22 protein-coding genes are annotated in these 24526 nt (G+C 68.4%); 8 read left to right on the top strand and 14 right to left on the bottom strand.

The features are described from left to right. Positions 1-103: 103 nt before the first annotated feature. The gene (locus ACIO3S_RS06805; protein ID WP_400460818.1) at positions 104-1081 is read right to left on the bottom strand and encodes an ABC transporter substrate-binding protein; all 978 of its coding nucleotides are present in this window, start codon (positions 1079-1081) and stop codon (positions 104-106) included. 153 nt (positions 1082-1234) lie between these two features. On the opposite strand from ACIO3S_RS06805, the gene ACIO3S_RS06800 reads away from it, so the two are divergent. The 3 genes from ACIO3S_RS06800 (at position 1235) to ACIO3S_RS06790 (ending at position 3620) form a co-directional block, all read left to right on the top strand. Continuing rightward, positions 1235-2326, top strand: coding sequence for a DNA glycosylase AlkZ-like family protein (locus tag ACIO3S_RS06800; RefSeq protein ID WP_400460816.1), 1092 nt, complete (start codon positions 1235-1237; stop codon positions 2324-2326). Between the two features lie 109 nt (positions 2327-2435). Then, entirely contained in the window at positions 2436-2885 is a 450-nt protein-coding gene (locus ACIO3S_RS06795; protein WP_400460814.1) for a VOC family protein, read from the top strand. A 69-nt stretch (positions 2886-2954) separates the two neighbouring features. Next, the gene (locus ACIO3S_RS06790; protein ID WP_400460812.1) at positions 2955-3620 is read left to right on the top strand and encodes a GPP34 family phosphoprotein; all 666 of its coding nucleotides are present in this window, start codon (positions 2955-2957) and stop codon (positions 3618-3620) included. 58 nt (positions 3621-3678) lie between these two features. Here ACIO3S_RS06790 and ACIO3S_RS06785 read toward each other — a convergent pair whose 3' ends face one another. Then, positions 3679-4800: an epoxide hydrolase family protein gene (locus ACIO3S_RS06785; protein ID WP_400460810.1), complete on the bottom strand. Its 1122-nt coding sequence runs from the start codon at positions 4798-4800 to the stop codon at positions 3679-3681. A 113-nt stretch (positions 4801-4913) separates the two neighbouring features. On the opposite strand from ACIO3S_RS06785, the gene ACIO3S_RS06780 reads away from it, so the two are divergent. Beyond that, positions 4914-5870: a helix-turn-helix transcriptional regulator gene (locus tag ACIO3S_RS06780; RefSeq protein WP_400460808.1), complete on the top strand. Its 957-nt coding sequence runs from the start codon at positions 4914-4916 to the stop codon at positions 5868-5870. Positions 5871-6098: 228 nt separating this feature from the next. Here the strand turns inward: ACIO3S_RS06780 and ACIO3S_RS06775 are convergent, their stop codons facing one another. The 9 genes from ACIO3S_RS06775 to ACIO3S_RS06735 form a co-directional block, all read right to left on the bottom strand. Next, on the bottom strand, positions 6099-6857 hold the full coding sequence (locus ACIO3S_RS06775) for a DUF3626 domain-containing protein (protein ID WP_400460806.1): 759 nt from the start codon (positions 6855-6857) through the stop codon (positions 6099-6101). Continuing rightward, on the bottom strand, positions 6854-7516 hold the full coding sequence (locus tag ACIO3S_RS06770) for a CTP synthase (RefSeq protein ID WP_400460804.1): 663 nt from the start codon (positions 7514-7516) through the stop codon (positions 6854-6856). Before ACIO3S_RS06770 ends, ACIO3S_RS06775 begins: the two co-directional genes overlap by 4 nt. A gap of 53 nt (positions 7517-7569) precedes the next feature. Continuing rightward, positions 7570-9375: a methionine--tRNA ligase gene (gene metG, locus ACIO3S_RS06765; RefSeq protein ID WP_400460802.1), complete on the bottom strand. Its 1806-nt coding sequence runs from the start codon at positions 9373-9375 to the stop codon at positions 7570-7572. Between the two features lie 68 nt (positions 9376-9443). Beyond that, complete coding sequence (locus tag ACIO3S_RS06760; protein ID WP_400460800.1) at positions 9444-10655, bottom strand: peptidoglycan recognition protein; 1212 nt, start codon at positions 10653-10655, stop codon at positions 9444-9446. A 98-nt stretch (positions 10656-10753) separates the two neighbouring features. Then, on the bottom strand, positions 10754-11299 hold the full coding sequence (locus ACIO3S_RS06755; RefSeq protein WP_400460798.1) for a maleylpyruvate isomerase family mycothiol-dependent enzyme: 546 nt from the start codon (positions 11297-11299) through the stop codon (positions 10754-10756). Between the two features lie 58 nt (positions 11300-11357). Continuing rightward, complete coding sequence (locus ACIO3S_RS06750) at positions 11358-12083, bottom strand: hypothetical protein (protein ID WP_400460796.1); 726 nt, start codon at positions 12081-12083, stop codon at positions 11358-11360. A gap of 75 nt (positions 12084-12158) precedes the next feature. Beyond that, entirely contained in the window at positions 12159-12710 is a 552-nt protein-coding gene (locus ACIO3S_RS06745) for a TIGR03086 family metal-binding protein (protein WP_400460792.1), read from the bottom strand. 60 nt (positions 12711-12770) lie between these two features. Continuing rightward, a complete protein-coding gene (locus ACIO3S_RS06740; RefSeq protein ID WP_400460790.1) occupies positions 12771-13427 on the bottom strand; it encodes a DsbA family protein in 657 nt (218 codons plus the stop codon). A gap of 40 nt (positions 13428-13467) precedes the next feature. Next, positions 13468-15126: a CHAP domain-containing protein gene (locus ACIO3S_RS06735; protein WP_400460787.1), complete on the bottom strand. Its 1659-nt coding sequence runs from the start codon at positions 15124-15126 to the stop codon at positions 13468-13470. Positions 15127-15327: 201 nt separating this feature from the next. On the opposite strand from ACIO3S_RS06735, the gene pepN reads away from it, so the two are divergent. Together pepN and helR are read left to right on the top strand one after the other, a co-directional pair. Further along, positions 15328-17871 (top strand): aminopeptidase N, encoded by a 2544-nt coding sequence (pepN, locus tag ACIO3S_RS06730; RefSeq protein WP_400460785.1) that lies wholly within the window; start codon positions 15328-15330, stop codon positions 17869-17871. Positions 17872-18069: 198 nt separating this feature from the next. Next, positions 18070-20310 carry an RNA polymerase recycling motor ATPase HelR gene (gene helR, locus ACIO3S_RS06725; protein ID WP_400460783.1) on the top strand — a complete coding sequence of 747 codons (2241 nt, stop codon included), beginning with the start codon at positions 18070-18072 and terminating at the stop codon, positions 20308-20310. Positions 20311-20319: 9 nt separating this feature from the next. Here the strand turns inward: helR and ACIO3S_RS06720 are convergent, their stop codons facing one another. Continuing rightward, positions 20320-20610 (bottom strand): hypothetical protein, encoded by a 291-nt coding sequence (locus ACIO3S_RS06720; RefSeq protein WP_160025139.1) that lies wholly within the window; start codon positions 20608-20610, stop codon positions 20320-20322. A 120-nt stretch (positions 20611-20730) separates the two neighbouring features. On the opposite strand from ACIO3S_RS06720, the gene ACIO3S_RS06715 reads away from it, so the two are divergent. After that, entirely contained in the window at positions 20731-21672 is a 942-nt protein-coding gene (locus ACIO3S_RS06715; RefSeq protein WP_160025140.1) for a mechanosensitive ion channel family protein, read from the top strand. A 60-nt stretch (positions 21673-21732) separates the two neighbouring features. Here the strand turns inward: ACIO3S_RS06715 and ACIO3S_RS06710 are convergent, their stop codons facing one another. Further along, the gene (locus ACIO3S_RS06710) at positions 21733-22158 is read right to left on the bottom strand and encodes an OsmC family peroxiredoxin (RefSeq protein WP_160025141.1); all 426 of its coding nucleotides are present in this window, start codon (positions 22156-22158) and stop codon (positions 21733-21735) included. 86 nt (positions 22159-22244) lie between these two features. Here ACIO3S_RS06710 and ACIO3S_RS06705 point away from each other — a divergent pair, with 86 nt between their 5' ends. Further along, positions 22245-22616, top strand: coding sequence for a globin (locus tag ACIO3S_RS06705; protein ID WP_400460780.1), 372 nt, complete (start codon positions 22245-22247; stop codon positions 22614-22616). An 11-nt stretch (positions 22617-22627) separates the two neighbouring features. Here ACIO3S_RS06705 and ACIO3S_RS06700 read toward each other — a convergent pair whose 3' ends face one another. Further along, positions 22628-24439 carry an amino acid transporter gene (locus ACIO3S_RS06700; RefSeq protein WP_400461071.1) on the bottom strand — a complete coding sequence of 604 codons (1812 nt, stop codon included), beginning with the start codon at positions 24437-24439 and terminating at the stop codon, positions 22628-22630. Positions 24440-24526: the final 87 nt, after the last annotated feature.

Here is a 24526-nt window from a genome sequence, read left to right as displayed (position 1 = left end):
TCGGCGGCGGATGCTCACCGAGGTAGCTCGGTGGACGCGCGCTTCCCTCGTGGAGTTCCACGAGGGAAGCGACGCCTCACCGAGGCACCTCGGTCAACGGGCGTCAGTACTTGCGGTCGGGCAGCGCCTCAGCGGCCTGCTCCGGGGTGAAGGTGGTCTCCTCGGTGACGATGCGGTCGGGGACCTCCTCGCCGGCGACGACCTTCTCGGCCACGTCCATCAGCTGCGGCCCGAGCAGCGGGCTGCACTCGACGATGAAGTTGATCTCGCCGGCGGCCAGCGCGGTCATGCCGTCCTTGACCGCGTCGACGGTGATGATCTTGATGTCGGTGCCGGGCTTCTTGCCGGCTGCCTTGATCGCCTCGATCGCACCCAGGCCCATGTCGTCGTTGTGGGCGTAGACGACGTCGATCTTCGGGTTGGACTGCAAGAAGGCCTCCATGACCTGCTTGCCGCCGTCACGGGTGAAGTCACCGGTCTGGGACTCAGTGATCTTGATCTTGGAGTCCGCGGCGATCTTGTCCTCGAATCCCTTCTTGCGGTCGATCGCCGGAGCCGATCCGGTGGTGCCCTGAAGCTCGACGACGTTGACCGCACCGTCCTTGTCGACATCGGACGCGTCGGCGTTGTCGACCAGCCACTGGCCGGCCTTCTCACCCTCCTCGACGAAGTCGGAGCCGATGAAGGTGACGTAGAGCGAGGTGTCTTCGGTGTCCACGGCCCGGTCGGTCAGCACGACGGGGATCTTGGCGCGTTTGGCCTCCTGGAGCACAGCGTCCCAGCCAGTCTCGACGACGGGGCTGAACGCGATGACGTCCACCTTCTGCTGGATGTAGGACCGGATCGACTTGATCTGGTTCTCCTGCTTCTGCTGAGCGTCGGAGAACTTCAGGTCGATGCCGGCTTCCTTGGCCGACTCCTGGATCGAGGTGGTGTTCGCGGTGCGCCAGCCGCTCTCGGCACCGACCTGGGCGAAGCCCATGGTGATGGTGCCGTCGTCGGCTGCTTCGCTGCCGCCGCACGCGCTGAGCGACATCCCACCCATGGCGAGCGCACACAGCCCGATGAGGGTCTTCTTCACTGTCGTCCTCCAGTGTTTTTACTGCGGCGGCCGGTGTGACCGTCGTCACGATGCGACCCAGTGTGAGCGCTAACATTCGCGCGGTCAAGCGGAATCGGAAGATCGGTTCGAATCGGCAGCAGGTCGTCCGGAACTCCCCATACTGTGTCGACCATGACGCTCACCCTGACCCCGGAGCAGGCGCGCCGGATCGCTGTGCGTGCGCAACTGCTCGACGCACGTCGGCCCGTCTCGCTGGTGGAGACCGTCGATCAGCTGACGCTCCTGCAGATCGACCCGACCAAGGCGATCGCCCCGAGCGCGGATCTGGTGGCGTGGTCGCGGCTGGGGGACGCGTACGACCATTCGGATCTGACCTTCGCCCTCGAGCAGGAGCGCTCGCTGGTGGAGTTCTCCAGCTTCATCTTCCCCATGGACGAGATCGAGACGGTTCTCGCGCTGTCCCCGGGCCGGATCCACCCCACGGCCGTCGAGTGGATGGAAGCCAACAAGAGATTCCGTACGCAGGTCCTGGACCGTCTGCGAGCCGACGGTCCGCTCGTGGCCGGCGAGATCGAGGACACCGCCGAGGTTCCCTGGGCATCGACCGGGTGGACCAACGACAAGAACGTTCTGCGGATGATCGAGCTGCTCAACCGGATGGGTGAGGTCGCGATCGCCGGCCGCCGCGGCAAGCTGCGCACCTGGGACCTCGCCGAGCGCGTCTACCCCTCCGACCTGCGGCTTCCGTCCCCAGAGGACGCGCTGAGGGTCGAGACCGTGCGCCGCCTGGCCTCCCTCGGCATCGCCCGACCTGGACGGAAGGACTCCTCCGGCGGCGAGGTGCTCGGGGCCGGGGACGCCGGCGTCCCGTGCACCGTGGCCGGCGTCGACGGCGAGTGGCGGGTCGACCCCGAGGCGCTGGCCGCTCTCGAGGACGGGTTCGCGCCGCGGGCTGCCCTGCTCTCCCCCTTCGACCGCCTCGTCTACGACCGCGACCGGGCGCTGGACCTGTTCGGGTTCGAGTACGTCCTGGAGATGTACAAGCCGGCCGCCAAGCGCCGCTGGGGCTACTTCGCCCTCCCGATCCTGTACGGCGAGCGGCTCGCCGGGAAGCTCGACGCGAAGGTGGACCACAAGAAGGCGGTGATGAACGTCTTCGCCGTCCATGAGGACTTCGGGTGGACCGCCGAGATCGGTGACGCGGTGGAGGCCGAGATCGAGGCGCTGGCTGGGTGGCTGGGCGTCGAGATCACCCACGCGTGAAACGGCGACCCCGAAATCGGGGCAAACCGGCGGCGCCCTTCTCTACCTCCGTCGGCGCGCTTACTGTGTGGGGGAAGGGGTCGGAAATCGATCAAAGGAGACGATCCGGATGGCAACGCTCAACCCCTACATCAGCTTCAAGTCCGAAGCCGCTGAGGCGCTCGAGTTCTACCGGTCGGTGCTCGGCGGCACCGTCGAGACCATGACTTTCGACTCCATGGGAGACGCGATGGGTCCGGTGTCGCCGGAGGCGAAGGACCTGGTCATGCACGGCTCGCTCACCCTCGACGACGGCCTCGTCCTGATGGCCGCCGACACGCCTCCGGGGATGGGCATGGAGTACGTCGCCCCGACCGCCGGCGTCACGATCGCGATGACCAGCGCCGACCCCGCCGACCAGTCGCGCTTCGCCGACTACTACGCCAAGCTCTCCGAGGGCGGCACGCCAGGGATGCCGTTCGCGCAGGCGCCGTGGGGCGACTACTTCGGCCAGTTCGAGGACAAGTTCGGCGTGAGCTGGATGTTCGACGTAGCCAGCCCGGAGTCGGCACAGGCCTAGACGAAGGTCCGAGCAAAGATCCGTCTTTCGTAGGAGGCGCCGGGCAGCGAGTCGTTTTACCGTCGATGCATGCTGATCGCGGAAGACCTGCTGCTGCTCGTGCTCGACGACGAGAAGGGCACGCTCGCCTCGTCCTGGGTCCAGCAGGCGCTGGGCGGAGCGATCCTGACCGAGCTCGTCATGGCGGGCTCGGCCCAGGTCGTCCCCAAGTCCGGGCTCACCCCGGCCAAGGCCATGGCGGTGCCGGGCCGGCGGCCGGACGAGCCGGTCCTGGCCGCTGCGTACGACGTGTTGGCGGCCAAGCCGCTGGCGGCCAAGAACGCCGTCACCAACCTCGGCAAGGGGCTGCACGAGGCGCTCGCCGCGCGGCTGTGCGACCGCAACATCCTCAAGCGCCGCGACGAGAAGATCCTCGGCCTCTTCCCGCGCACCACCTGGCCGGCCGCGGACTCGACCCACGAGAACGCCGTACGCGGCCGCCTGGTCGCCGTCCTCATCCAGGGTGCCGCACCGGACGCACGGACCGGACCGCTCATCGCCCTCCTCTCCTCCATCGACCTCGCCCACAAGGTGGTCGACACGAGGGGCGTCGGCGCCGGAGCGGTCAAGAAGCGGGCGAAGGAGATCGCCCGTGGCGACTGGGCCGCCAAGGGCGTCAAGGACGCGATGGACGAGGTCACCGCGGTCATGACCGCGGTGATGGTCGCCACCACCGTCACCACGACAGCCACCTGACAAAACCCGAGGATCGCAGCCGCGGAGGGGCTGCGATCCTCGGGTTCTTTGCGAGACGTCAGGCGAAGAACGCCCGCACGTCGGCGGCGACGTCCTCGGGACGCTCCATGGCCGCGTAGTGGCCGCCCTCGGAGAACTCCGACCAGTGCTGGATGTTGGCGTTGTCCCGCTCGGCCAGCGACCTGATGGTCTGGAAGTCGTCCTTGAAGACGGCGACCCCGATCCGGCCCTGGGAGACCTCCGGCTCGCGCTCGGCGTGCCCCTCCTCGTAGTGGTAGCGCGCAGCCGAGGCGTAGGAGTTGGTGAGCCAGTAGTAGGTCGCCTGCTCGATGACCTGCTCGGGGGTGACCAGCGAGGTGCCGTTGCCGAAGGACTCGAAGAGCTCGCTGTAGGCCAGCGTCCCGACCGGCGAGTCGGCCAGCGCCGCACCGATCGTCTGCGGCCGGGAGCCGTTCATGGCGTTGTAGCCGCCGACGGACTGGAACCACTGCATGTGCTCGAGCGCGGCGTACTCCTTCGGCCCGAAGTTCTCGAACTCGCTCGGGTCGCCCGACGGGAACGAGAAGAGCTGCAGCACGTGCGCGCCGAGGAAGCCCTCGGGGTTCAGCAGGGCCAGCTCGCGACCGATCATCGCGCCGCCGTCGCTGCCGTGCACCCCGTAGGAGTCGTAGCCGAGCCGGCGCATGAGCACGTCGTACGCCTCGGCCGCCCGCTTCATCGTCCAGCCGGTGTCGACCACCGGGGTCGAGAGCCCGAAGCCCGGCAGCTCCGGGATCACCAGGTGGAACTCCTCCGTCAGCAAGTCGATCATCGGCAGGAACTCCAGGAACGAGCCCGGGTAGGTGTGGGCGAGCAGGAGCGCCTTGGCGTCCGGGTTCGAGGAGGGTACGTGGACGAAGTGGATGACCTGGCCGTCGATCTCGGTCAGGTGGTTGGGCACGGCGTTGATCCGCGCCTCGACCGCACGCCAGTCGAAGCCCTTCCAGCGCTCGACCATGTCGGCGAGGTAGGCCGTCGGGGTGCCGTAGACCCAGGAGTCGCCGGGCACGCTGGGCGCGAACCGGGTGCGCTCCAGGCGGGAGCGGAGGTCGTCGAGATCCGCCTGCGGGAACTCGACGGTGACGGTGCTGATCTCGCCGTTGGACTTGGTGCTGATTCCGGTGTTGACCTGCGTGTTCATGACTTCTCCTTGGTGGTTTCCGACCTTGTGAGACCCACGTTATGAAGGGTTCCGGCAAGCCTGATTCCGGAATTCCGGTGGCCCGTGAATCTTTTTTCCCGCACGCTGAGCCCGTGCTGGAAACCTCTGCGCGACTGCTCGCGCTCCTCGGTCTGCTGCAGTCCTCGGCCGGCTGGACCGGCGCCGACCTGGCCACCCGGCTCGACGTCTCCGAGCGCACCGTGCGCAACGACATGACCAAGCTGCGCGAGCTCGGCTATCCAGTGGAGTCGGTCCGCGGCCCGGGTGGGCGCTACCGGCTCGGCTCCGGCGGGAATCTTCCGCCGCTGCTGCTCGACGACGAGGAGGCGCTCGCGGTCGCCGTCGGGCTGCGGGCTGCGACGGGCATCACCGGCGTCGCGGAGACCAGTGCCAGGGCGCTGGGCAAGCTCGAGCAGGTGCTGCCCGACCACCTGCGTCGCAAGCTGGCCGCGGTGGTCGACGCGATGGACGCCGGCCCCGTCAACACCGACAGCAACGTTCCCGACCCGGACGTCGACGCCGGCACCCTCCAAGCGCTGGCCACCGCGATCCGGGACCACGCCGGCGTACGTGCCGACTACCGCGACGAGCCGATCGAGGTCGAGCCCTACCGGCTGATCGCATGGCAGCGGCGCTGGTACCTCGTCGCCCGCGACCCCCGCGCCGACGCCTGGCTGCCGCTCCGCGTCGACTGGCTGCGCCTGAAGGTTCCCGGCGGGCGCCCGTTCCGTCCGGCTGATCCCGCCTTCGACCTCACCGAGTTCGTGGTACGCGAGGTCGCGCGCACCGGCTGGGCCGTCCACGCCCGTCTGATCATCGCCGCCTCCGCCGAGGAGGTCATCTCCCGGATCAACCCCGCCGTCGGCACCGTCGAGCCCATCGCCCCCGACCGCAGCGTCCTGGTCACCGGCGGCGACAGCCTCGAGGTCGTGGCCGTCTGGATCGGCATGCTCGGCCTCGACTTCACCGTCGAGTCACCCCCGGAGCTCCGCGACCACCTCGAGATCCTCGCGAAGCGCTACGCAGCCGCCATCACCCCGCCGGAATGACGCCAAGCTGATCGCGGAGAACCTCGTGCAGCGCGGCCTGCTGGGTCGGGTGACAGAGCGGCGCCACCTCATCGCCGGACTGACTGGCCGCGGCCACCGTACGCGGGGATCTTCCGAGCCTCTCGTAGGCGAGGTGACTGGTTCGGTGGCGGAGACGGTAGAGGCGGTTGATGTCCGCTATGACAGAGGGTCCGAGCTTGTGAATCCCTCACAAGCTCGGACCCTCTTTCATAGCGAACCGGAATCGCCCCTCCCGAACCTCGCCAGGTAGTGCCAGACCCGCTTGACCGACTGCGCCTCGTAGTCCCCCGACCGCGCCGCGTCGCCGAGAAGACCAGGTGTGAGTACGTCACCGAGCGATCGCGCCAGGTCGACGTACTCCTGACCGCGGTAGCCCGGATCGAGGCCGTCGGTGGCGACCCGGAACCCCGGATGCCACTCCACCGCGCAGCCGAGGCGAGCGGCAGCCGCCTCGACAGCGGTGTCCCGGAAGCACGGGTCGAGCACGACCGCCTCGACGTCGCGATCGATCACGACGCCACCGTGCACGTGCGCCTCGACGCACTCGTCGAGGTCGTCGAAGCCCGAGGCGGCGTCGGCCATCTCGGACAGCTGCGGCAGCATCTCCGGACCACCGAAGTCGGTCGGCTCGAAGACCGAGTCGGGGAAGCAGAAGGTGCACCGATCCCGCACCTCCGGCCGGAGCCTGAGGTGGGCCGATCCGAACCGGATCGCGCCACCGTACGGATCTCGACGACGGTTCCACGCTCCGTAGACCGGCCTCTCGCCGGCCGGTCCTGCGTCGTAGCGCCCTCCGAACAGCCGGCTCTCCCAGCGCCAGCGGTCCCCACCCGGATGCGCGGTCAAGCCGCCATTCGAGATGCCGGTCTCGAACTGCGAGCGGTAGACCCCATCGCGCGCCAGCGACTCGATCACCAGCCCGCCCGCGTACGGCCAGTCGGGGTGGAACTGGAGCGTGACGCTCATCGCCGCGCGGCGACCGCGCTCACGAACTCCCGTACGAGCGGGTGGACCGGGGCTCCGGCGAGGGCGCCGACGTGGGGCTGGAACATGCTGGTGACGTAGAACGGGTGGTCCGGGAACTCCAGGACCTCCGCTCCGGCGTCGTCCGCGGTGGCGCCGACGACGACACCGATCTTCTCCAGCGTCGCCACGGCCTCAGCTGTGGGCGCGTAGTTGCAGAAGTGCATGCCGACGAACGGCTCCGGCTGCCAGGCTTCGAAGCGGGTGCCGGGGACCGGTGTCACCAGCCGCTCCTCGCCGTAGAGCGAACAGGCCAGCGCGGCGACCGCGTTGTCCTCGCCCACGCCGTCGGACTCGGCATGGGTCGCCGTCGAGCCGAGCACGTTGCGGGTCCACTCCAGCACGGCGTACTGCATTCCACCGCACACCCCGAGGAACGGAATCTCCCGCTCCCGCACGACCGTGAGCGCCGCGAGGACCGCAGCGTCATCGGCATAGGGCGAACCGGGCACGAGCCAGACTCCGTCGTAGGTCGAGATGTCGAACCCGGAGTCGGTCGGCACCCACTGCGTCTCGGCCCCGAGCTCGGCCAGCTGCGGCCGAAGCGCGTTGAGCTCCTGATGGCTGCGGTGTCCCCGGTCGTCGCCGAGCAGTGCGATCATGCGCCGAATCGTCCCAGCCACGCCGGGTTCGATCCAACCGATTACCGCAGCCGCTACTCCGGCTTGATGCCCAGCCGGTCGAGCTCGTCGTCGATGATCGCGGTGTCCAGCTTCTGGAAGACCGGGGTGGGCTTGGCGACCGGGGTGCCGACGACGATCGGGTGACGCTCCCACGAGGGCGCGCCGGAGTAGTCGCCGGTGATGATCGGGTAGGGCTTGCCGTTGTCGAGGTCCTCGACCTCCTCGATGCGGGGCATCGGGGCGACCTCACCCTTGCCGCCCAGCGCCTTGTCGATCTCATTGGCGGAGAACGGCAGGAACGGGGAGAGGATCAGGTTGAGGTCGGCGACGCACTGCGCCATCACGTGCAGCACGGTGCCGAGGCGCTCGCGGTCCTGGGGGGCCTTGGCCAGCTTCCACGGCTCGAGATCGGTGACGTACTTGTTGACCTCGCCGACCGCACGCATCGCCTCACCGATCGCCTGCTTCTGCCGGTGGCGACCGATCAGGTCGCCGACGGTGCCGAAGGCCGCCTCCACGGTGGACAGGATCGCCTGGTCCGCCTCGGTCAGCGTCCCGGCGGCGGGCAGCTCGCCGAAGTTCTTCGCGATCAGGGTGGCGGTGCGGTTGACCAGGTTGCCCCAGCCTGCGACGAGCTCGTCGTTCGTACGCCGCACGAACTCCGCCCAGGTGAAGTCGGAGTCGTTCGACTCGGGGCCGGCGGCGGCCACGAAGTAGCGGAACGCGTCGGGCTGGTAGCGCGAGAGGAGATCGCGCACGTAGATCACGATCTTCTTCGAGGAGGAGAACTTCTTCCCCTCCATCGTCAGGTACTCGCTGGAGACGACCTCGGTCGGCAGGTTGAGCGTGCCGTACGCCCCCGGCTCGCCGCCCTTCGAACCACCGCCGTTGTAGGCGATCAGCTCGGCCGGCCAGATCTGGGAGTGGAAGACGATGTTGTCCTTGCCCATGAAGTAGTACGAGGGCGCGTCAGGCGAGTTCCACCAGGCTCGCCAGGCGTCAGGGTCGCCCGAGCGCCGGGCCCACTCGATCGAGGCGGACAGGTAGCCGATGACGGCGTCGAACCAGACGTACATCCGCTTGGTCGGGTTGTCGCGCCAGCCGTCGAGGGGGACCTTGATGCCCCAGTCGATGTCGCGGGTCATCGCCCGCGGCCGGATCTCCTTGAGGATGTTCTGGCTGAACCGGATGACGTTGGGACGCCACAGGCCGGTCTGCTCACGCTCGTCGAGGAACGCGTGCAAGGCGTCGGCCAGGGCGGGCAGGTCGAGGAAGAAGTGCTGGGTCTCGATGAACTCCGGCGTCTCGCCGTTGATCTTGGAGACGGGGTTGATCAGCTGATCCGGGTCGAGCTGGTTGCCACAGTTGTCGCACTGGTCACCGCGCGCACCATCGGCCCCGCAGATCGGGCAGGTGCCCTCGATGTAGCGGTCGGGCAGGGTCCGCCCGGTCGACGGCGAGATCGCGCCCTTGGAGGTCTGCTCGACGAAGTAGCCGTTGTTCCACACCCCGAGGAACAGCTCCTGCACCACCGAGTGGTGGTTGGCCGAGGTGGTGCGGGTGTAGAGGTCGTACGTCAGGCCGAGCGAGGTCAGGTCCTCGACGATGATCCGGTGGTTCTTGTCGACGAGCTCCTGGGGCGTCACTCCGGCCTCGTCGGCGGCGATCAGGATCGGGGTGCCGTGCTCGTCGGAGCCGGAGACCATGAGCACGTCGTGACCCGCCATCCGCATGTACCGACTGAAGACGTCGGAGGGCACGCCGAAACCGGCCACATGGCCGATGTGGCGCGGGCCGTTTGCGTACGGCCAGGCGACTGCGGACAGAACGTTGCTCATGGCTCCATCCTAGGGAGCGGGCGTCATCAGCCCTCCATCGACACAGTCATCGACACCGGCAACCCGGATCACGGGTTGAACATCTGGTCCCGCTGGTAGGCGTACTTCCGGATCCAGGGCAGCCACTTGGCGAGCTGGGCGCCCGGGCAGGAGGTCTCGTTGGTGTGGAAGTGACCGTCGATGACCCAGACCCGCACCCTCCGGCCGGCCGGGAACCGGTCGCTGCCCTTGGAGATCGTCTCGAGCGTGCCGCGCTCGTCGCGGCCGGCCATGTCGAGCTTCCAGGCCGCCATCCGCTCGGTCTTGATGAGGGCGTCGTCGGAGGGACGTACGTTCTCGAAGTTGCCGATCAGGGCGATGCCCATCGACTGGTGGTTGAAGCCACGCGTGTGCGCGCCCTTGACGAGCCGGTCGATGCCGCCGGAGCGCCCCTCCCAGGCACGGCCGTACTTGTCGATGAGGAAGTTGTAGGCGATGTCGAACCACCCCAGTGACCTGGTGTGATAGCTGTAGATGCCGCGGATGATCCCCGGCACGTCGCCCTTGGAGTAGTTGTTGCTCGTAGCGGTGTGGTGGATGTGGACCTGCTTGAGCGTGCTGTTGTACTCCGGGCGGCCGTTGCGCCAGGAGTTGTTGGCACCCCACTGCGACCGGGTGAAGATCACCGGCTTCGGCGCCCACCGCGGTCGCGACCGCGCGACCCGGCCGTTGGCGCTGCCGTTTGAGGCGCTGCCGTAGCCCAGGTCGTCGGCCTCCCTCTTCGGAGCCTTGACGTCCTCCTGCGGGCCCGTGTTGATCAAGGTCAGCTTCAGGTCCTTGGGCTGTGCGCCCTCGACCCGCACCTGTACGCCGCTGGCCCGGCCGGTCCACACCGGCTGGGTGCCCCGGCGCTCGACCTTGCCGCGCGCGACCACGCTCTCGGCGCCGTCGGGCAGGTCCTCCTGCAGCGGCAGCTCCTGCCACTCGCGCCACCGGTCCGACCTGCTCACCCGCACCTCGACCTGGGGAGTCTCCGCCCCGGTCCAGGAGACCCCGACCATCGAGAAGGTCGTCGTACGCAGCTTCTCCGTCGAGGCCGCGGCGGCGGACCGCTCGGTCAGCCGCGGCGGCAGCTTCACGTCACGGGTGGCGATGCCGTCCTCGAGACGGGGCAGCTTGATCAGCTGACCGTCCTCTGCGGCTGCCGGATCGATCGCCGAACCGATAGCAGGCACGAGCATCGACGCGCCGACGACGACAGCGGTCAGGGTCACGGTGATGACGCGGGGGAAGCTGGCCATACCCTTGATTTTGGAGAGTCGAGCGCCCGACATGCCGCAAACGCATGTGTTCGGTGTGTCGTTTGAGACCTCTGTGACTCATGAGGCCCAGTTCGGGGTCATGCCACGAACGGCACCGGACGCCCCGCGTACGCAGCCAAGTGCTCATAGGCCCCCGACCCCTCCGGCGCCGAGAGCGCGTTGGCGAAGGCCCGCCCCTTGCGCTCCGGCCCGAGGATGCGGTCCATCGCGACGACCGCTCGCTGGGCTACGGCCTCGTCGAGGCCGTCGGTCGGGCGGCCGAGCGCCGCACACAGGTCCCAGGTGTGGACCGCGATCTCGGCCGACTGCCAGTCGGGGTCGATCATGACCATGTCGTCGGGGCCGACCTCGCGCCACAGGTTGATCAGCGCGTTGCCTCGGGTGCGAAGCTCCTCGCCCAGGTTGACCGCGTAGTCCTCGCGCCCATCCCATCCGGGCGGCGAACCCTGGAGCATCGTCACGAAGACGCGGGGCTGGGCGATCATGTGGTTGGCCAGCTTGCGCAGATCCCACTCGGGGCACGGCGTCGGCCGGGTCAGATCATCCGCCGTGACGGTGTCGAGAAGCTCTGCTGCCTGCGTCAGGGCCCGCTGCAGCGCGAGCACTCCCATCTGGTCGACCACGGACGCCAGCGTACGCGGCCGTGGTCGACCAGGTGCCGCCGGATCACCCGATGACGGATCAACCCATGTTGTCGAAGTCGATCTGCTGCTTCGGACCCGGAGCCTTGACATTCAGCGGCACGTCGAAGTCGCTGAATGTCATCTGCCCGGCGCCGCCGCCCGTCATCTTGAGGATGTAGTGCGGATCGGCCTCGAGAACGTAGATGATGCCGGGGTCCTTGCCGCCACGGTCCTCGAGCTTCACCGCGGCCTGCCCATCGACCTGCTCGTCGCCGGCGACCTTCATGGTGAGGCTCTCCAGGTTGTTCATCTTGAAGTCCCCGAAGACCTCCTCGCTGAACGTGCCCCAGTTGCAGATCTCGCTGAGGTCAGCCATGTCCTCGCCACCGACGATCCACTTGTCTCCGACCATCTCCATCACGGCGGCGGCATCGCCACCGGCGGCGTCATTCCAGAACTTGTCGTCGCCCTTGAACCAGAGCTTCCCGCCGACCGACAGCAGGCTCAGTTCTCCGGTGGACATGCTCATGGTTCCCGTGCAGTCACCGGTGGTCGAGACCTGCAGGTCGAGGGACATCGCCTCGCCCTCGTCCTCTATGTCTCCGGCGATCCGCACTGTCTTGAGTGCGTCCATCGCCTCCTTGGCGTCACCGACGATCGTCTTGGGGCTCTCGTCGGCGTACGCCCTGTCCTTCGCAGGACCGTCAGCACCGCCGCAGCCGCTGGCACCTGCCAGCAGCACGGCGGAGGCACCCATGAACGCCAGGGTGCGAAGCGATGGCATCAACCTCATCATCGGATGATCGCAGGGACGCCTCGCGATGGAAACCGTAATAGATCAGCGCCAACAGCCGCGAGATCAGGCCACGCGACGCCCCGCGAAAGCAGCCAGCCGCTCGTACGCTCCAGCCCCCTCCGGCGCCGCCACCTCGGCGTCGAAGGCGCCCGCGCGCATCTCCGGCTTCAAGGTCGCCTTCATGAACTCGAGCCCGACCTCGGCGAGCTCCGGGTCGAGCTCGGAGGTCGGGACGTCGAGTGCCTGCGCGAGGTCCCAGGAGTGGGTGGCGTACTCGGCGACGAGCAGACCGACCGGCACCGACGCGCCGCCCTCCCAGCCGTCCGTCCCGGGACCCTGGTCCCACGCGTGGAGGACGTCATCGGCGCCGACCTTGAACGCCGGTCCCCAGCTCTCGGCGATGTGCGGCGCGGGCGCGCCCCAATCGGGCTCCCCGCCACGAAGCATCGTGACGAAGTTGGTGCCATCCGCGATCACGTGGTCGGCCAGCGTGCCGACATCCCACTGGCGGCACGGCGTCGGCCGCGAGACGGTGTCGGCGTGCACCCGGTCGAGCAGATCGCCGGTCTGGTCCAGCGCCCGCGAGAGGAGTCCTGCGTCGTCTGTAGTAGTCACCCTGCCAACGTACGACTGGTAGACCTCGGCGTCACCGAAAAATTCCTCGCGGTCGGTACCTCAGCTGAAGTCGAGGTCGTGGACCCGGGCGCGCTTGAGCTCGTAGACGTAGGGGTAGGCGGTGATCAGCTGGAAGCCGTCCCAGAGCTTGCCGGCCTCCTCACCCTTCGGCGCCTTGGAGATGACCGGGCCGAAGAAGGCGGAGCCGTTCATCGCGATCGTCGGGGTGCCGACGTCGTTGCCGACCTGGTCCATGCCCTCGTGGTGGGACTTGGCGATGTCCTCGTCGAACGAGGAGTCGTCCATCGCGTCGGCCAGCTCGACGGGCAGGCCGACCGATGCCAGCGCCTCCTCGATCAGCGCCCGGTCGAAGTCACGGCCCTCGACGTGGCGGCGGGTGCCGAGCGCGGTGTAGATCTCGGCGAGCTTCTCCTGGCCGTACTCGTTCTGGACCGCCATGCAGACCCGCACCGGGCCCCACGCGGTCTTCAGGAACTCGCGGTACTCCTGCGGGATGTCCTTGTCCTGATTGAGGTACGCCAGGCTCATGATGTGCCAGGTCACCTCGACGTCACGCACCTTCTCGACCTCGAGGATCCAGCGCGAGGTGATCCAGGCGAACGGACAGGCGGGGTCGAACCAGAAGTCGGCAGAGGTCTTCTCGGGGGTCTTCTCGGAAGTCTTCTCGGACGGTGCGGCGGGGGTGGTCTGAGTCATATCGACACGAACCACTCCCGCCGCGGATCTGTTCCAGCCCTCACCTGACGGTGGTGAAGTCACCCCCGCTGGCCCAGTAGGCGACCTCGTCGCCGCTGTAGGCGGCGGTGACGGCGTACTCGCCCGCGGGGAGCTTGACGAAGGTGACACCGGCCGCGCCATCGCTGAGCGTCTTGGTGACCGTACGTCCGCCGTTGGTCGTGATCTTGACCGTCCCGGTGGGGAGGTAGCCCGGCGCGGTGACCTGGACGGCCACCTTCGCCTCCCGGGAGCCGCCGGTCGCGGTGACCTTGACGCTCGGCTTGACGCGGACCCGGCCGCTGGGGCCGTACGTCTTGCTCAGCGTCTGGCCGCTGCTGGAGCGGGCGACCACGGTGACACTGAGGCGGTGGCCGACGTCGGCCTCGGTGGGACGGTACTTCTCGGTCGCGGCACCGGAGATCGGCGTGCCTTCACGTGTCCACTGGTAGGAGAGGTCGACGGCCTCGCTGAAGCCTCCCGGGTCGACCTGCATCAGGCCGCCGAGACGGGTGCCGCCCTTCACGAAGCCGGCCTCGGTCTGGGCGAGCGTGCCTCCAGGCGTCGGCTCCACCGGCTGCTGCGGCGCCTTGCCGCCGCCGACGAGCGTGCTGGCGAAGGCGTACGACTGCTTCGGGCGGTAACCCTCCTGGACACCGACGACGACCGCGCCGATCCTCTTCCCGGAGGCCGTTGCCGGCACCTTCAGGAAGCGGGACTTGGTGCGTGCGATCAGGGTCTTGTCGGCGTACCACCTGACCTCGCCGATCTTGGCCGACGGCTCGTAGTCCGCTCCGCCGACGGAGATCGTCGAGCCGACCGTCTGGGTGCCATTGATCTTCGGCTGCGCCAGGACCTTGAACGTGCCCTGCTTGATCGGCGGCAGGATCTCGCTCATCGTCTTGGCCTCGCTGTAGTCCCGGCGGGTGCCGGTGAGCACTGCCGCGATCTGCTTGCCGGCGAGGTGGCCGGGGATGCGGAAAGTCTTGTTGGTCGCCCCCGGGATCGGCTTCTTGTTCACGATCCACTGGTAGCGGATCTTGTTCGGGTTCGGGCTCCACGATCCGGTGTTGACGGTGACCGCCTTGCCGACCTGTGCCGTGCCCTCGACCGTGGGCCGCTTGGTGACCGAGAGGCGCTGGTCGTTGAAGTGGATGAACCCGGTCGGGTAGTTCACCGAGTCCTTGCCGATCCGGCGCCAGCTGATGTCGCTGCCGTAGTTCGACTCCGAGATCGTGATCGTGTCCGCGCCGACCTTCTCGACGATCGCGACGTGCCCGAAGCGGCTCGCGCTCGGGTGCGAGGAGTGCCACCAGGCGACCGAGCCGACGGTCGGCGTGCGGTTCGTCAGCCTGCTCAGCGCGACGCCCCAGTTGGTGGCGTTGCCCTCGCCCGACCAGGGACGAGCGTTCGGCAGGCCGGTCTGGATCAGCTTGTACGCGACGTAGTTGGTGCAGTTCCGACCGGCGTACATCCGCCAGTACATGCTCCCCCATGCACTCTCGTACCCGCCGGTGGAGTAGCCCTTGCTGCGGCAGTCCGAGAAGCCGGAGCAGAGCGTGATCGAGCCCGCGTGCGCCGGTGATGCCAACTTGGGGATGACTTGCACACCGAGGCCGACGAGCAGCAGAACCGCGCCGGTGACCAAGGCCCGGCGCAGCGCCCCGCCAGGCTTCCCCACCTGGCGCGACTCCTGTGAATACTGGTGTTTCTGTGACTTGAGGGGCACATGAGCACCCTAGAGAAAGTTGTCAACCATTGATACCGGTGTGTCGGAATTACAACACTGTATTTTTACTTTTCACGCTCAGCGACTCCCAAGAACGGGCAACAACGGCGATATAAATGTCTCGAATTCCGGGCGCAGTGAGAGGATCCAGCCATGCCTGGAACCAATCTGACGCGCGCCGAAGCCACCGCTAGGGCCGCACTCCTCGACGTCCTCTCGTACGACATCGAACTCGACCTCACCACGGGTGCTGAGACCTTCGGTTCGACGACGACGATCACCTTCACCTCCACCGAGACCGGAGCCTCGACGTTCGCCGATCTGGTCGGCGCGACGGTCCACGAGATCACGCTCAACGGCATGGCGCTCGACCCCGCGGTGGCGTACCAGGACTCCCGGATTCTCCTCGACGGCCTCGCGGCCGAGAACGTGCTCGTCGTCAAGGCGGACTGCACCTACTCCCACACCGGCGAGGGCCTGCACCGCTTCGTCGACCCCGCCGACGACCGCGTCTACCTCTACTCCCAGTTCGAGGTGCCCGACGCCCGCCGCGTCTACACCACCTTCGAGCAGCCCGACCTCAAGTCCGTCTTCACCTTCCACGTGACCGCTCCCGAGGGCTGGAAGGTCGTCTCCAACGCGGTCACCCCCGAGCCGAAGCCGCTCGGCGACGGCCGCGCGACCTGGGACTTCGAGCCCACCAAGAAGATGTCGACCTACATCACCGCGCTGATCGCCGGCGAGTACCACGAGGTCCAGGACGTCTACGAGGGCAAGTTCGGCACCATCCCGCTGGGTCACTACTGCCGTCAGTCGCTGGTGCCCCACCTCGACCGTGACGAGGTCGTGAAGATCACCAAGCAGGGCTTCGAGTTCTTCGAGGACGCCTTCGACTTCCCCTACCCCTTCGGGAAGTACGACCAGCTCTACGTGCCCGAGTACAACATGGGCGCGATGGAGAACGCCGGCGCCGTGACGCTGCGCGACGAGTACCTGCCGCGCTCCAAGCAGCCGCGCTCGTTCTACGACTTCCGCGCCTCGGTGATCCTGCACGAGATGGCGCACATGTGGTTCGGCGACCTGGTCACCATGAAGTGGTGGGACGACCTCTGGCTCAACGAGTCCTTCGCCGAGTGGGCCTGCTACCACGCCCAGGCCAACGCGACCGAGTTCACCGACGCCTGGACCGGCTTCACCAACGCACGCAAGCAGACCGGCTACCGCCAGGACCAGCTACCCACGACGCACCCGATCGCCGCGGACAACTACGACCTGCAGGCCGTCGAGGTCAACTTCGACATGATCACCTACGCCAAGGGCGCCTCCGTCCTGAAGCAGCTCGTGGCGTGGGTCGGGCTGGAGCCGTTCCTGGAGGGCCTCAAGGCCTACTTCAAGGAGTTCGCCTACGGAAACTCCGAGTTCAAGGACCTGCTGCGCCACCTCGAGGCCGCCTCCGGGCGTGAGCTCCAGGGCTGGGCCCAGGAGTGGCTGCAGACCGCCGGCGTCAACACCCTCGCACCGGAGTTCACCCTCGCCGAGGACGGCTCCTACGCCGCCTTCGCCGTGCGCCAGTCGGCCGCCGCCGACTACCCGACGCTCCGCCGCCACCGCATCGGCCTCGGCCTCTACGACCTCGTCGACGGCGCGCTCGTGCGTCGCGACGCGTTCGAGATCGACGTCACCGGTGAGCTGACCACGGTTCCCCAGCTCGAGGGCGTCAAGCAGCCCGACCTGCTGCTGCTGAACGAGGGCGACCTGACGTACGCCAAGATCCGGCTCGACGAGCGCTCGCTGGCCACCGCGCTGTCGTCGCTGTCCGTGCTGGGCGACTCGCTCTCGCGCGCGCTGATCTGGGGTGCGGCGTGGGACATGACCCGCGACGCCGAGATGCGGGCGAGCGACTTCGTCGAGCTCGTGCTCGCCAACATCGGCCAGGAGACCGACGCCTGGGGCGTCACCCGGATCCCGGTCTTCGCCGCCCAGGCGGTGGGCTCGTTCTCGGCTCCGGCCAACCGCGACGCCCTCAAGGCGCGCTGGGAGACCGGCCTGAGGGAGCTGCTGGAGGCCGCCGCGCCGAGCAGCGACCACCAGCTGACCTTCGCCCGGACGTACGCCGCCGCAGCCCGCTCCGAGGCCGCGATCGCCGACCTCAAGGGCCTGCTCTCCGGCGACCTGGCCTTCGACGGTCTCGACATCGACCAGGACCTGCGCTGGGCGCTCGTCACCGGCCTGGCCGCCTCGGGCACCTTCGGTGAGGCCGAGATCGCTGCCGAGCTCGAGCGCGACAACACCATCTCCGGCCAGGAGAAGGCTGCCGCCGCCCGCGCCGCGCAGCCGACGGCCGAGGCCAAGGAGGCTGCCTGGGAGTCGGTCGTCGTCCGCACCGACGTGGCCAACGAGACCGCCCGCTCGATCGTGATCTCGTTCCAGCGTGGCGGGCAGGACGAGGTGCTGGCGCCCTTCGTCGACCGCTACTTCGAGGCCGCCGACACCCTCTGGGAGCACCTCGGCACCCACCGCGCCTCGACGGTGCTGGAGTTCATCTTCCCCAAGCCGGCCGCCTCCCCGGAGCTTCTGGAGAAGGCCGACAAGTGGCTCGAGACCTCCCCCGCCGAGCCGGCCGCGAAGCGGTACGTCCGCGAGGGACGTGACGAGGTCGCCCGCGCCCTCGCCGCTCAGGAGCGCGACGCTCAGTAGCACCACACGCGAAGGGCCCCGGAAGCACCTGCTTCCGGGGCCCTTCTGTATCTGCTCGAAAACCACGAATGGAAGGGAGATCTCCCCTTCCACTAACAACTTTATAGCGCACATAGGGGCTTGCCGCAAGGCCCCCGGCTTGGGGCAGAATCTCCTCCTCGAACAGGTAAAAGGCCTGATCAGACAGGGGATTCAACGTTGCAAGCATTCGATCTCGCGGGCCGTCACGACGCCAAGGCGGACCCGGCATTGATCGCTGAGGACGAGCAGCACTTCGCTGCGATCGCGGAGAGTCTCGATGAGCAGATCTCCGAGCTGAACGAACGGCTGGATGACGTACGCCGCCGGCCGGGCGGGCACGGACAGGAGGCGATGGACCGCGACCTGGAGGTGCACCGGATCGGCGTGCAGCTGCGGATGCTGCGCAGGTTCAGCCTGGACCTGTGCCTGGGGCGGATCGTCACGGACGCCGGCAGCACCATCTACATCGGGCGGCTCGGCCTGACGGCCAGCGACGGGCGGCGGCTGTTGGTCGACTGGCGCTCGCCGGCGGCGGAGCCGTTCTTCGCGGCCACCCACGCCGACCCGCGCGGGCTGCTGAGCCGGCGCCGCTACCGCTGGACCAACGGTCGGATCACCGACTACTGGGACGAGGTCTTCACCGCCGAAGGGCTCGAGGGGAACGCCGCCCTCGATGACCAGTCGGCCTTCATCGCCACGCTGGGCAGCAGCCGCTCGCCGCGGATGCGCGATGTGCTCGGCACCATCCAGGCCGACCAGGACGCCATCGTCCGAGCGTCCTCGCGCGGCGCTCTGGTGGTCGACGGCGGTCCGGGGACGGGCAAGACCGTGGTGGCGCTGCACCGCACGGCGTACCTCCTCTACTCCGACCCGCGCCTGGGCGAGGGCAAGGGTGGGGTGCTGTTCGTGGGGCCGCACGAGCCCTACCTCTCCTATGTCGCGGACGTGCTGCCGAGCCTGGGCGAGGAGGGCGTACGCACCACCACGCTGCGCCGGATGGTGCCCGAGGGTGCCTCGCTGGCGCCGGAGACGGACAAGGAGGTCGCCCGGCTCAAGGCCGACGCCCGGATGGTCGCGGCGATCGAGCCCGCGGTGGCGCTCTACGAGAAGCCTCCGTCGAAGCCCACGCTGGTCGAGACGCCTTACGGCGACGCGGTGATCAGCACCGGCGACTGGGCCGAGGCGATCGCCGCGGCCGAGCAGGGTACGCCGCACAACGACGCCCGCGACCAGGTCTGGGAGGCGCTGCTGAAGATCGTGACCGAGAGGATCCAGGAGAACACCGGAGCCGACCCCGACCGCGACTACGACGCCGATCTCGACGACTGGGGCGACGCGGACCAGGAGGAGGACGAGTTCGACGCGTACGGCCTCGTCGACGAGGACGCGACCGACGCCCTGCGTGCCTCGCTGGAGACCAACGCCGGTCTGCTCGACGTCTTCGGCGAGGTCTGGCCGCGGCTGCGGCCGGCCGACATCGTCGGGGACCTGTGGGAGGTGCCGGCGTTCCTGCGGATGTGCGCGCCCTGGCTCACTCCCGAGGAGGTGAAGACGCTGCAGCGCGACCGGGGTGTCCAGGCCGGCCAGGCCTGGACCGAGGCGGACCTGCCGCTGCTCGATGCCGCCCACCGCCGGCTCGGCGACCCCGGCGCCTCACGGCGCCGGAGCGCGCAGAAGGCAGCGGCGGCCGCCGACCGGAAGGCGAAGGCGGCGGTCGTCTCGGATCTGATCAGCCACGACGACTCCGACATGAAGGTGATGTCGATGCTGCGCGGACAGGACCTGCGCACCGCCCTCCTCGACGACTCGGTGCGGGAGCCGGAGGAGCTCGACCCGTACGCCGGGCCGTTCGCGCACATCGTCGTCGACGAGGCGCAGGAGCTGACCGACGCCGAGTGGCAGATGCTGATCAGTCGCTGCCCCTCGCGCAGCTTCACGATCGTCGGCGACCGCGCCCAGGCGCGCCACGGGTTCACCGAGTCGTGGCAGGAGCGGCTCGAGCGCGTCGGCCTGGACCGGATCGAGATGGCCGGCCTGAGCATCAACTACCGCACGCCCGAGGAGGTGATGACCGAGGCCGAGCCGGTCATCCGCGCGGCACTCCCCGACGCCAATGTGCCCACGTCGATCCGTGCTTCCGGGATCCCCGTGCACCACGGCACGGTCGACGAGCTCGACGTGATCCTGGACACCTGGCTCGCCGAGCACGACGAGGGCATCGCCTGCGTCATCGCCAGCGGTTCACCCGACAACATCGAGGGCCGGGTACGCCGCCTGAGCCCCGAGCACGCCAAGGGGCTCGAGTTCGACCTGGTCGTCCTCATCGACCCCGAGACGTACGGGACCGGGATCGAGGGTGCCGTGGACCGCTACGTCGCGATGACGCGGGCGACCCAGCAGCTGGCCATTCTCAGCTGACCGAACCGGTCAGTGCGTCGCGGCGGGGAGGTTGTCGTCCTCGGCCTTGTGGGGCTTGGGCAGCAGCCCCTCGCCGCGGAACACACCCGGCAGGAGCACCAGGAGGGAGATGACCACCATCAGGATCACCGGGATGAGCAGAATGAGCAGGAGCAGACCGGAGGCGGTCATCTCCTCGGCGACCGGCCAGCCGTTGGGAACCTCGGCGCTGGCGGGGCCGGCGGTAGCAACAGAGGCGACGACGGCGGCGGAGGCGGAGGCGCCGAGGAGGCCGGCGCGGCGCAGGATCTGGTTGCTCACGGGGCAGATACTAACCGGCGTACGTCGTGGTTCTCATCTCTGCCCCTCGTCGCCGCGGCGGGAGTCGATGCCCGGCCGGGGATTGGCCGTCGACCTTGAACGGCTTGGATACTGGAACCCATGTCTATCCCCCCGAACCCCCCACTGGTCTCGGTCTCCTGGTCGACGCTCGGCGAATGGGTGATCGGCATCCCCCTGCGCATCCTTGGCCTGATCGTGCTGGCGCTCGTGCTGCGCTGGATCCTCCATCGGGTGATCGACAAGATCGTCAGCCGCACCGTCGAGGCGCCCACGCTCGCCAGCAAGATCACCAAGACGCACGATGCGGGCGACGCCACCTTCGCGTCCTCCCGCCGCAGCCAGCGCGGCCAGGCGATCGGCTCGCTGCTCAAGAGCGTCGTCACCGGCGTCCTGGTCGCGATCTTCGCCACCATGATCCTGGACGAGCTCGGCATCAACATCGCCCCGATCATCGCCTCGGCCGGAATCGTCGGTCTGGCGCTCGGTTTCGGCGCCCAGTCGCTGGTGCGGGACTACCTGTCCGGCATCTTCATGATCATCGAGGACCAGTACGGCGTCGGTGACAGCATCGAGGTCAACAACATCAGCGGCACCGTCGAGGCTGTGACGCTGCGGATCACCCGGCTTCGCTCGCTCGACGGCACGGTCTGGTACATCCCCAACGGGGAGATCCTCACCGTCGGCAACCACAGCCAGAACTGGGCGCGCGCCGTCATCGACGTCGGCGTCGGCTACAACGAGGACCTCAACAAGGTGCAGCGCGTGCTGCGCGAGGTCTCCCACGACCTGTGGGTCGACGAGGACTTCAAGGGCCAGATCATCGAGGAGCCCGAGGTCACCGGCGTCGAGGCGCTGGCCGCCGACTCCATCACCCTTCGGGTGCTGATCAAGACCCTGCCGCTCAAGCAGTGGGCGATCGCGCGCGAGATGCGCCAGCGGATCAAGGCCCGCCTCGACTACGAGGGCATCGAGATGCCCTTCCCGCAGCGGGTCATCTGGCACCGCGAGGAGAAGGCCGCCGCCGAGGAGCAGACGGCCTGACGTACGCCGCCAGTGATGCCCCGGCCTCAGCCGGGGCATCACCACATTTCAGGCGAGATCTCAGGCGAGGGCGGCGTCGAGGGTGATCGTGGTGCCGGTGAGGGCCTGGCTGACCGGGCAGCCGGCCTTGGCCTCCTCGGCGAGCCTGACGAAGGCATCGTTGTCGAGGCCCTCGACCACGCCACGCGTGGTCAGCTTGATGCCGGTGATCCCCTTGCCGGGGGTGAACTCGACCTCGGCGCTGGTCTGCAGGCTGGTCGGCGGGGTGCCGTTCTGGGCCAGACCGTTGGAGAAGGCCATCGAGAAGCAGGAGGAGTGGGCCGCGGCGATGAGCTCCTCGGGGCTGGTCTTGCCGCCGGGCGCCTCCGTGCGGGCCGGCCACGAGACGTCGTAGGTCCCCAGGCCCGAGGAGTCGAGCGTCACCTTGCCGGCGCCCTCGAAGAGCGAGCCCTCCCAGACGGTGGTGGCGGTGCGGGTGGTGGCCATCGTTATCTCCCAAAGTTCGTGTGAATGCGTACGCCCCCGATCCTGCCACGGCAGGCGAGCGCGGACCCGCGTGGAAGAATGGCTCAGTGACGTTTTATGAGGAGATCGGCGGGATGGACACCATCCGCACGATCGTGGCCAAGTTCTACGAGGGCGTGGCGACCGACGACCTGATGCGGCCGATGTATCCCGAGGAGGATCTCGGTCCGGCGCAGGAGCGGCTGACGCTCTTCCTGGCTCAGTACTGGGGCGGCCCGACGACCTACTCAGAGCAGCGTGGCCACCCGCGGCTGCGGATGCGTCACGCCCCGTTCGAGGTCACCTCGGAGGCCCGCGACCGCTGGCTCCAGCACTTCCGTGAGGGCCTCGACGCCGCCGGGCTGACCCCGGAGCAGGACGCGCAGTTCTGGGCGTACGCCGAGCACGCCGCGAACTTCATGATCAACACCCCGAGCTGATCCCGTAGGGCTCAGCCCACGTGCACATGCGGCCGGCGTGACCTGTCCGGCTCGGCACGGCGCAGAATCTCGCGCGTGGTCGGGGCGACCTCGCCGACCCCGATGAACAGGAACCGCAGCAGGTTGACCGCCGGGTTGCCCTCGGTCCACTCGAAGTAGATGTGCGGCACCACGCCGGTGACGTCGCGGACATGGAGCAGGACGGCGGCCAGTGCGTTGGGCACCGCCGGTGCCTCCAGACGCAGCACCCGCCGGCGTCCGGTCACCTCACCGCGTACCTTCAGGGTGCCTTCGAAGTCGGACGGGTCGGTGACGAGGACCTCGACGAAGATGATGTCGCCGTCGTCGGCCAGATCGTTGTCGAGGACCATCTGGCGCAGCTTGTCCTCGTACTCCTCCGGCCCCTCGGTGCCCTCGTGCTCGTTGGCGATCAGCCGGATCTGGCGGCGCGCGCACTCGCGCAGGAACGTCTCGGCCTTCTTGTCCAGCTCGACGCCGGTCACCCGCAACTCGAAAGAGCGCATGATCCGGGAGACCAGCGAGACCCCGATGATCGCGGCGATGAAGCAGGCGGCGATCTTGACGCCGTCGGGACGCTCGATCACGTTCGAGACCGTGGTGTAGGCGAACACGGCCGCGATCAGGCCGAACAGCACCGTCCGGACCCGCTGGCCGGCCTTGTGCGCGGCCAGGGTCACCGCGACCGCCGCGGAGAGCATCAGGACCAGCACACCCGTCGCGTACGCCCCGCCCTGGGCGTCCACGTCGGCGTCGAAGATCCAGGTGATCAGGAACGCCGCGGCGGAGATGGTCACCACCAGTGGCCGGGTCGCCGCCGCCCACTCCGGTGACATCCCGTAGCGCGGCAGGTAGCGCGGGATCAGGTTGAGCAGACCGGCCATCGCCGAGGCACCGGCGAACCACAGGATGAGGATGGTGGAGACGTCGTAGACGGTGCCGAACGCGCTGCCGAGATAGTCGTGGGCGAGGTACGCCAGCGCCCGGCCGTTGGCCGCGCCGCCCTCCTCGAACGCCTCGGCCGGGATCAGCAGGGTGGTCACCCAGGAGGAGGCGATCAGGAACACGCTCATCGTCAGGGCGGCCGCGGTGAGCAGCTTCTTCGTACCCCGGATCCGGCCGGCAGGGTTCTCCTCCGTGTCGCCCTGGCCACCCCTGACCTGCGGCATCACCGCGACGCCGGTCTCGAAGCCGCTCATCCCCAGAGCGAGCTTGGGAAAGACCAGCAGCGAGACGGCGATCATCGTCGTGATGTTGCCGTGCTCGACGAAGAGGGCGTCGTTCCAGCGGGTGAAGACGCTGGGGTCGCTGAACACGTGCACCAGACCGACGGCGATGACGACGGCGTTGAGGGTGAGGAAGGTGACCACCAGGGCGACCGCGATCCCGATCGCCTCCTTGAACCCCTTCAGGAAGACCGCGGCCAGGGCGGCCAGCAGCACCAGGGTGATCACCATGTTGTGCCCGTGCCAGGTGGACGGGAAGAGCGGGTTCTCCACCACGTGCGCGGCGCCGTCGGCGGCGGAGAGGGTCATCGTGATGATGAAGTCGGTGGCCGCGAAGCCGAGCAGGGCGAGCACGAACGCCTTGCCGCCCCACCGGGACAGCAGCCGCTCCAGCATCGCGATCGAGCCCTGGCCGTGCGGGCTCTCGGCCGCGACGCGGCGGTAGACCGGGAGCGCACCGAGCAGGGTCAGCCCGACCAGAACCAGCGTCGCGATCGGCGAGAGCAGCCCGGCAGCGAGTGCCGCGATGCCGGGCTGGTAGCCCAGCGTCGAGAAATAGTCGACACCGGTCAGGCACATCACCTGCCACCACGAATGCTTCTTCTCGGGGGTCTCCGTGGGCTCCGGGACGGCCGCCCGGCCGCTCTCTGCGATCGCTGCGGTCAC

It is taken from the genome of Nocardioides sp. NPDC087217 (genome assembly GCF_044744805.1).
Classification (GTDB): Bacteria; Actinomycetota; Actinomycetes; order Propionibacteriales; family Nocardioidaceae; genus Nocardioides.
The sequence above is the reverse complement of the archived record's forward strand: the minus strand, read 5'-3'. Positions and strand labels throughout refer to the sequence as shown.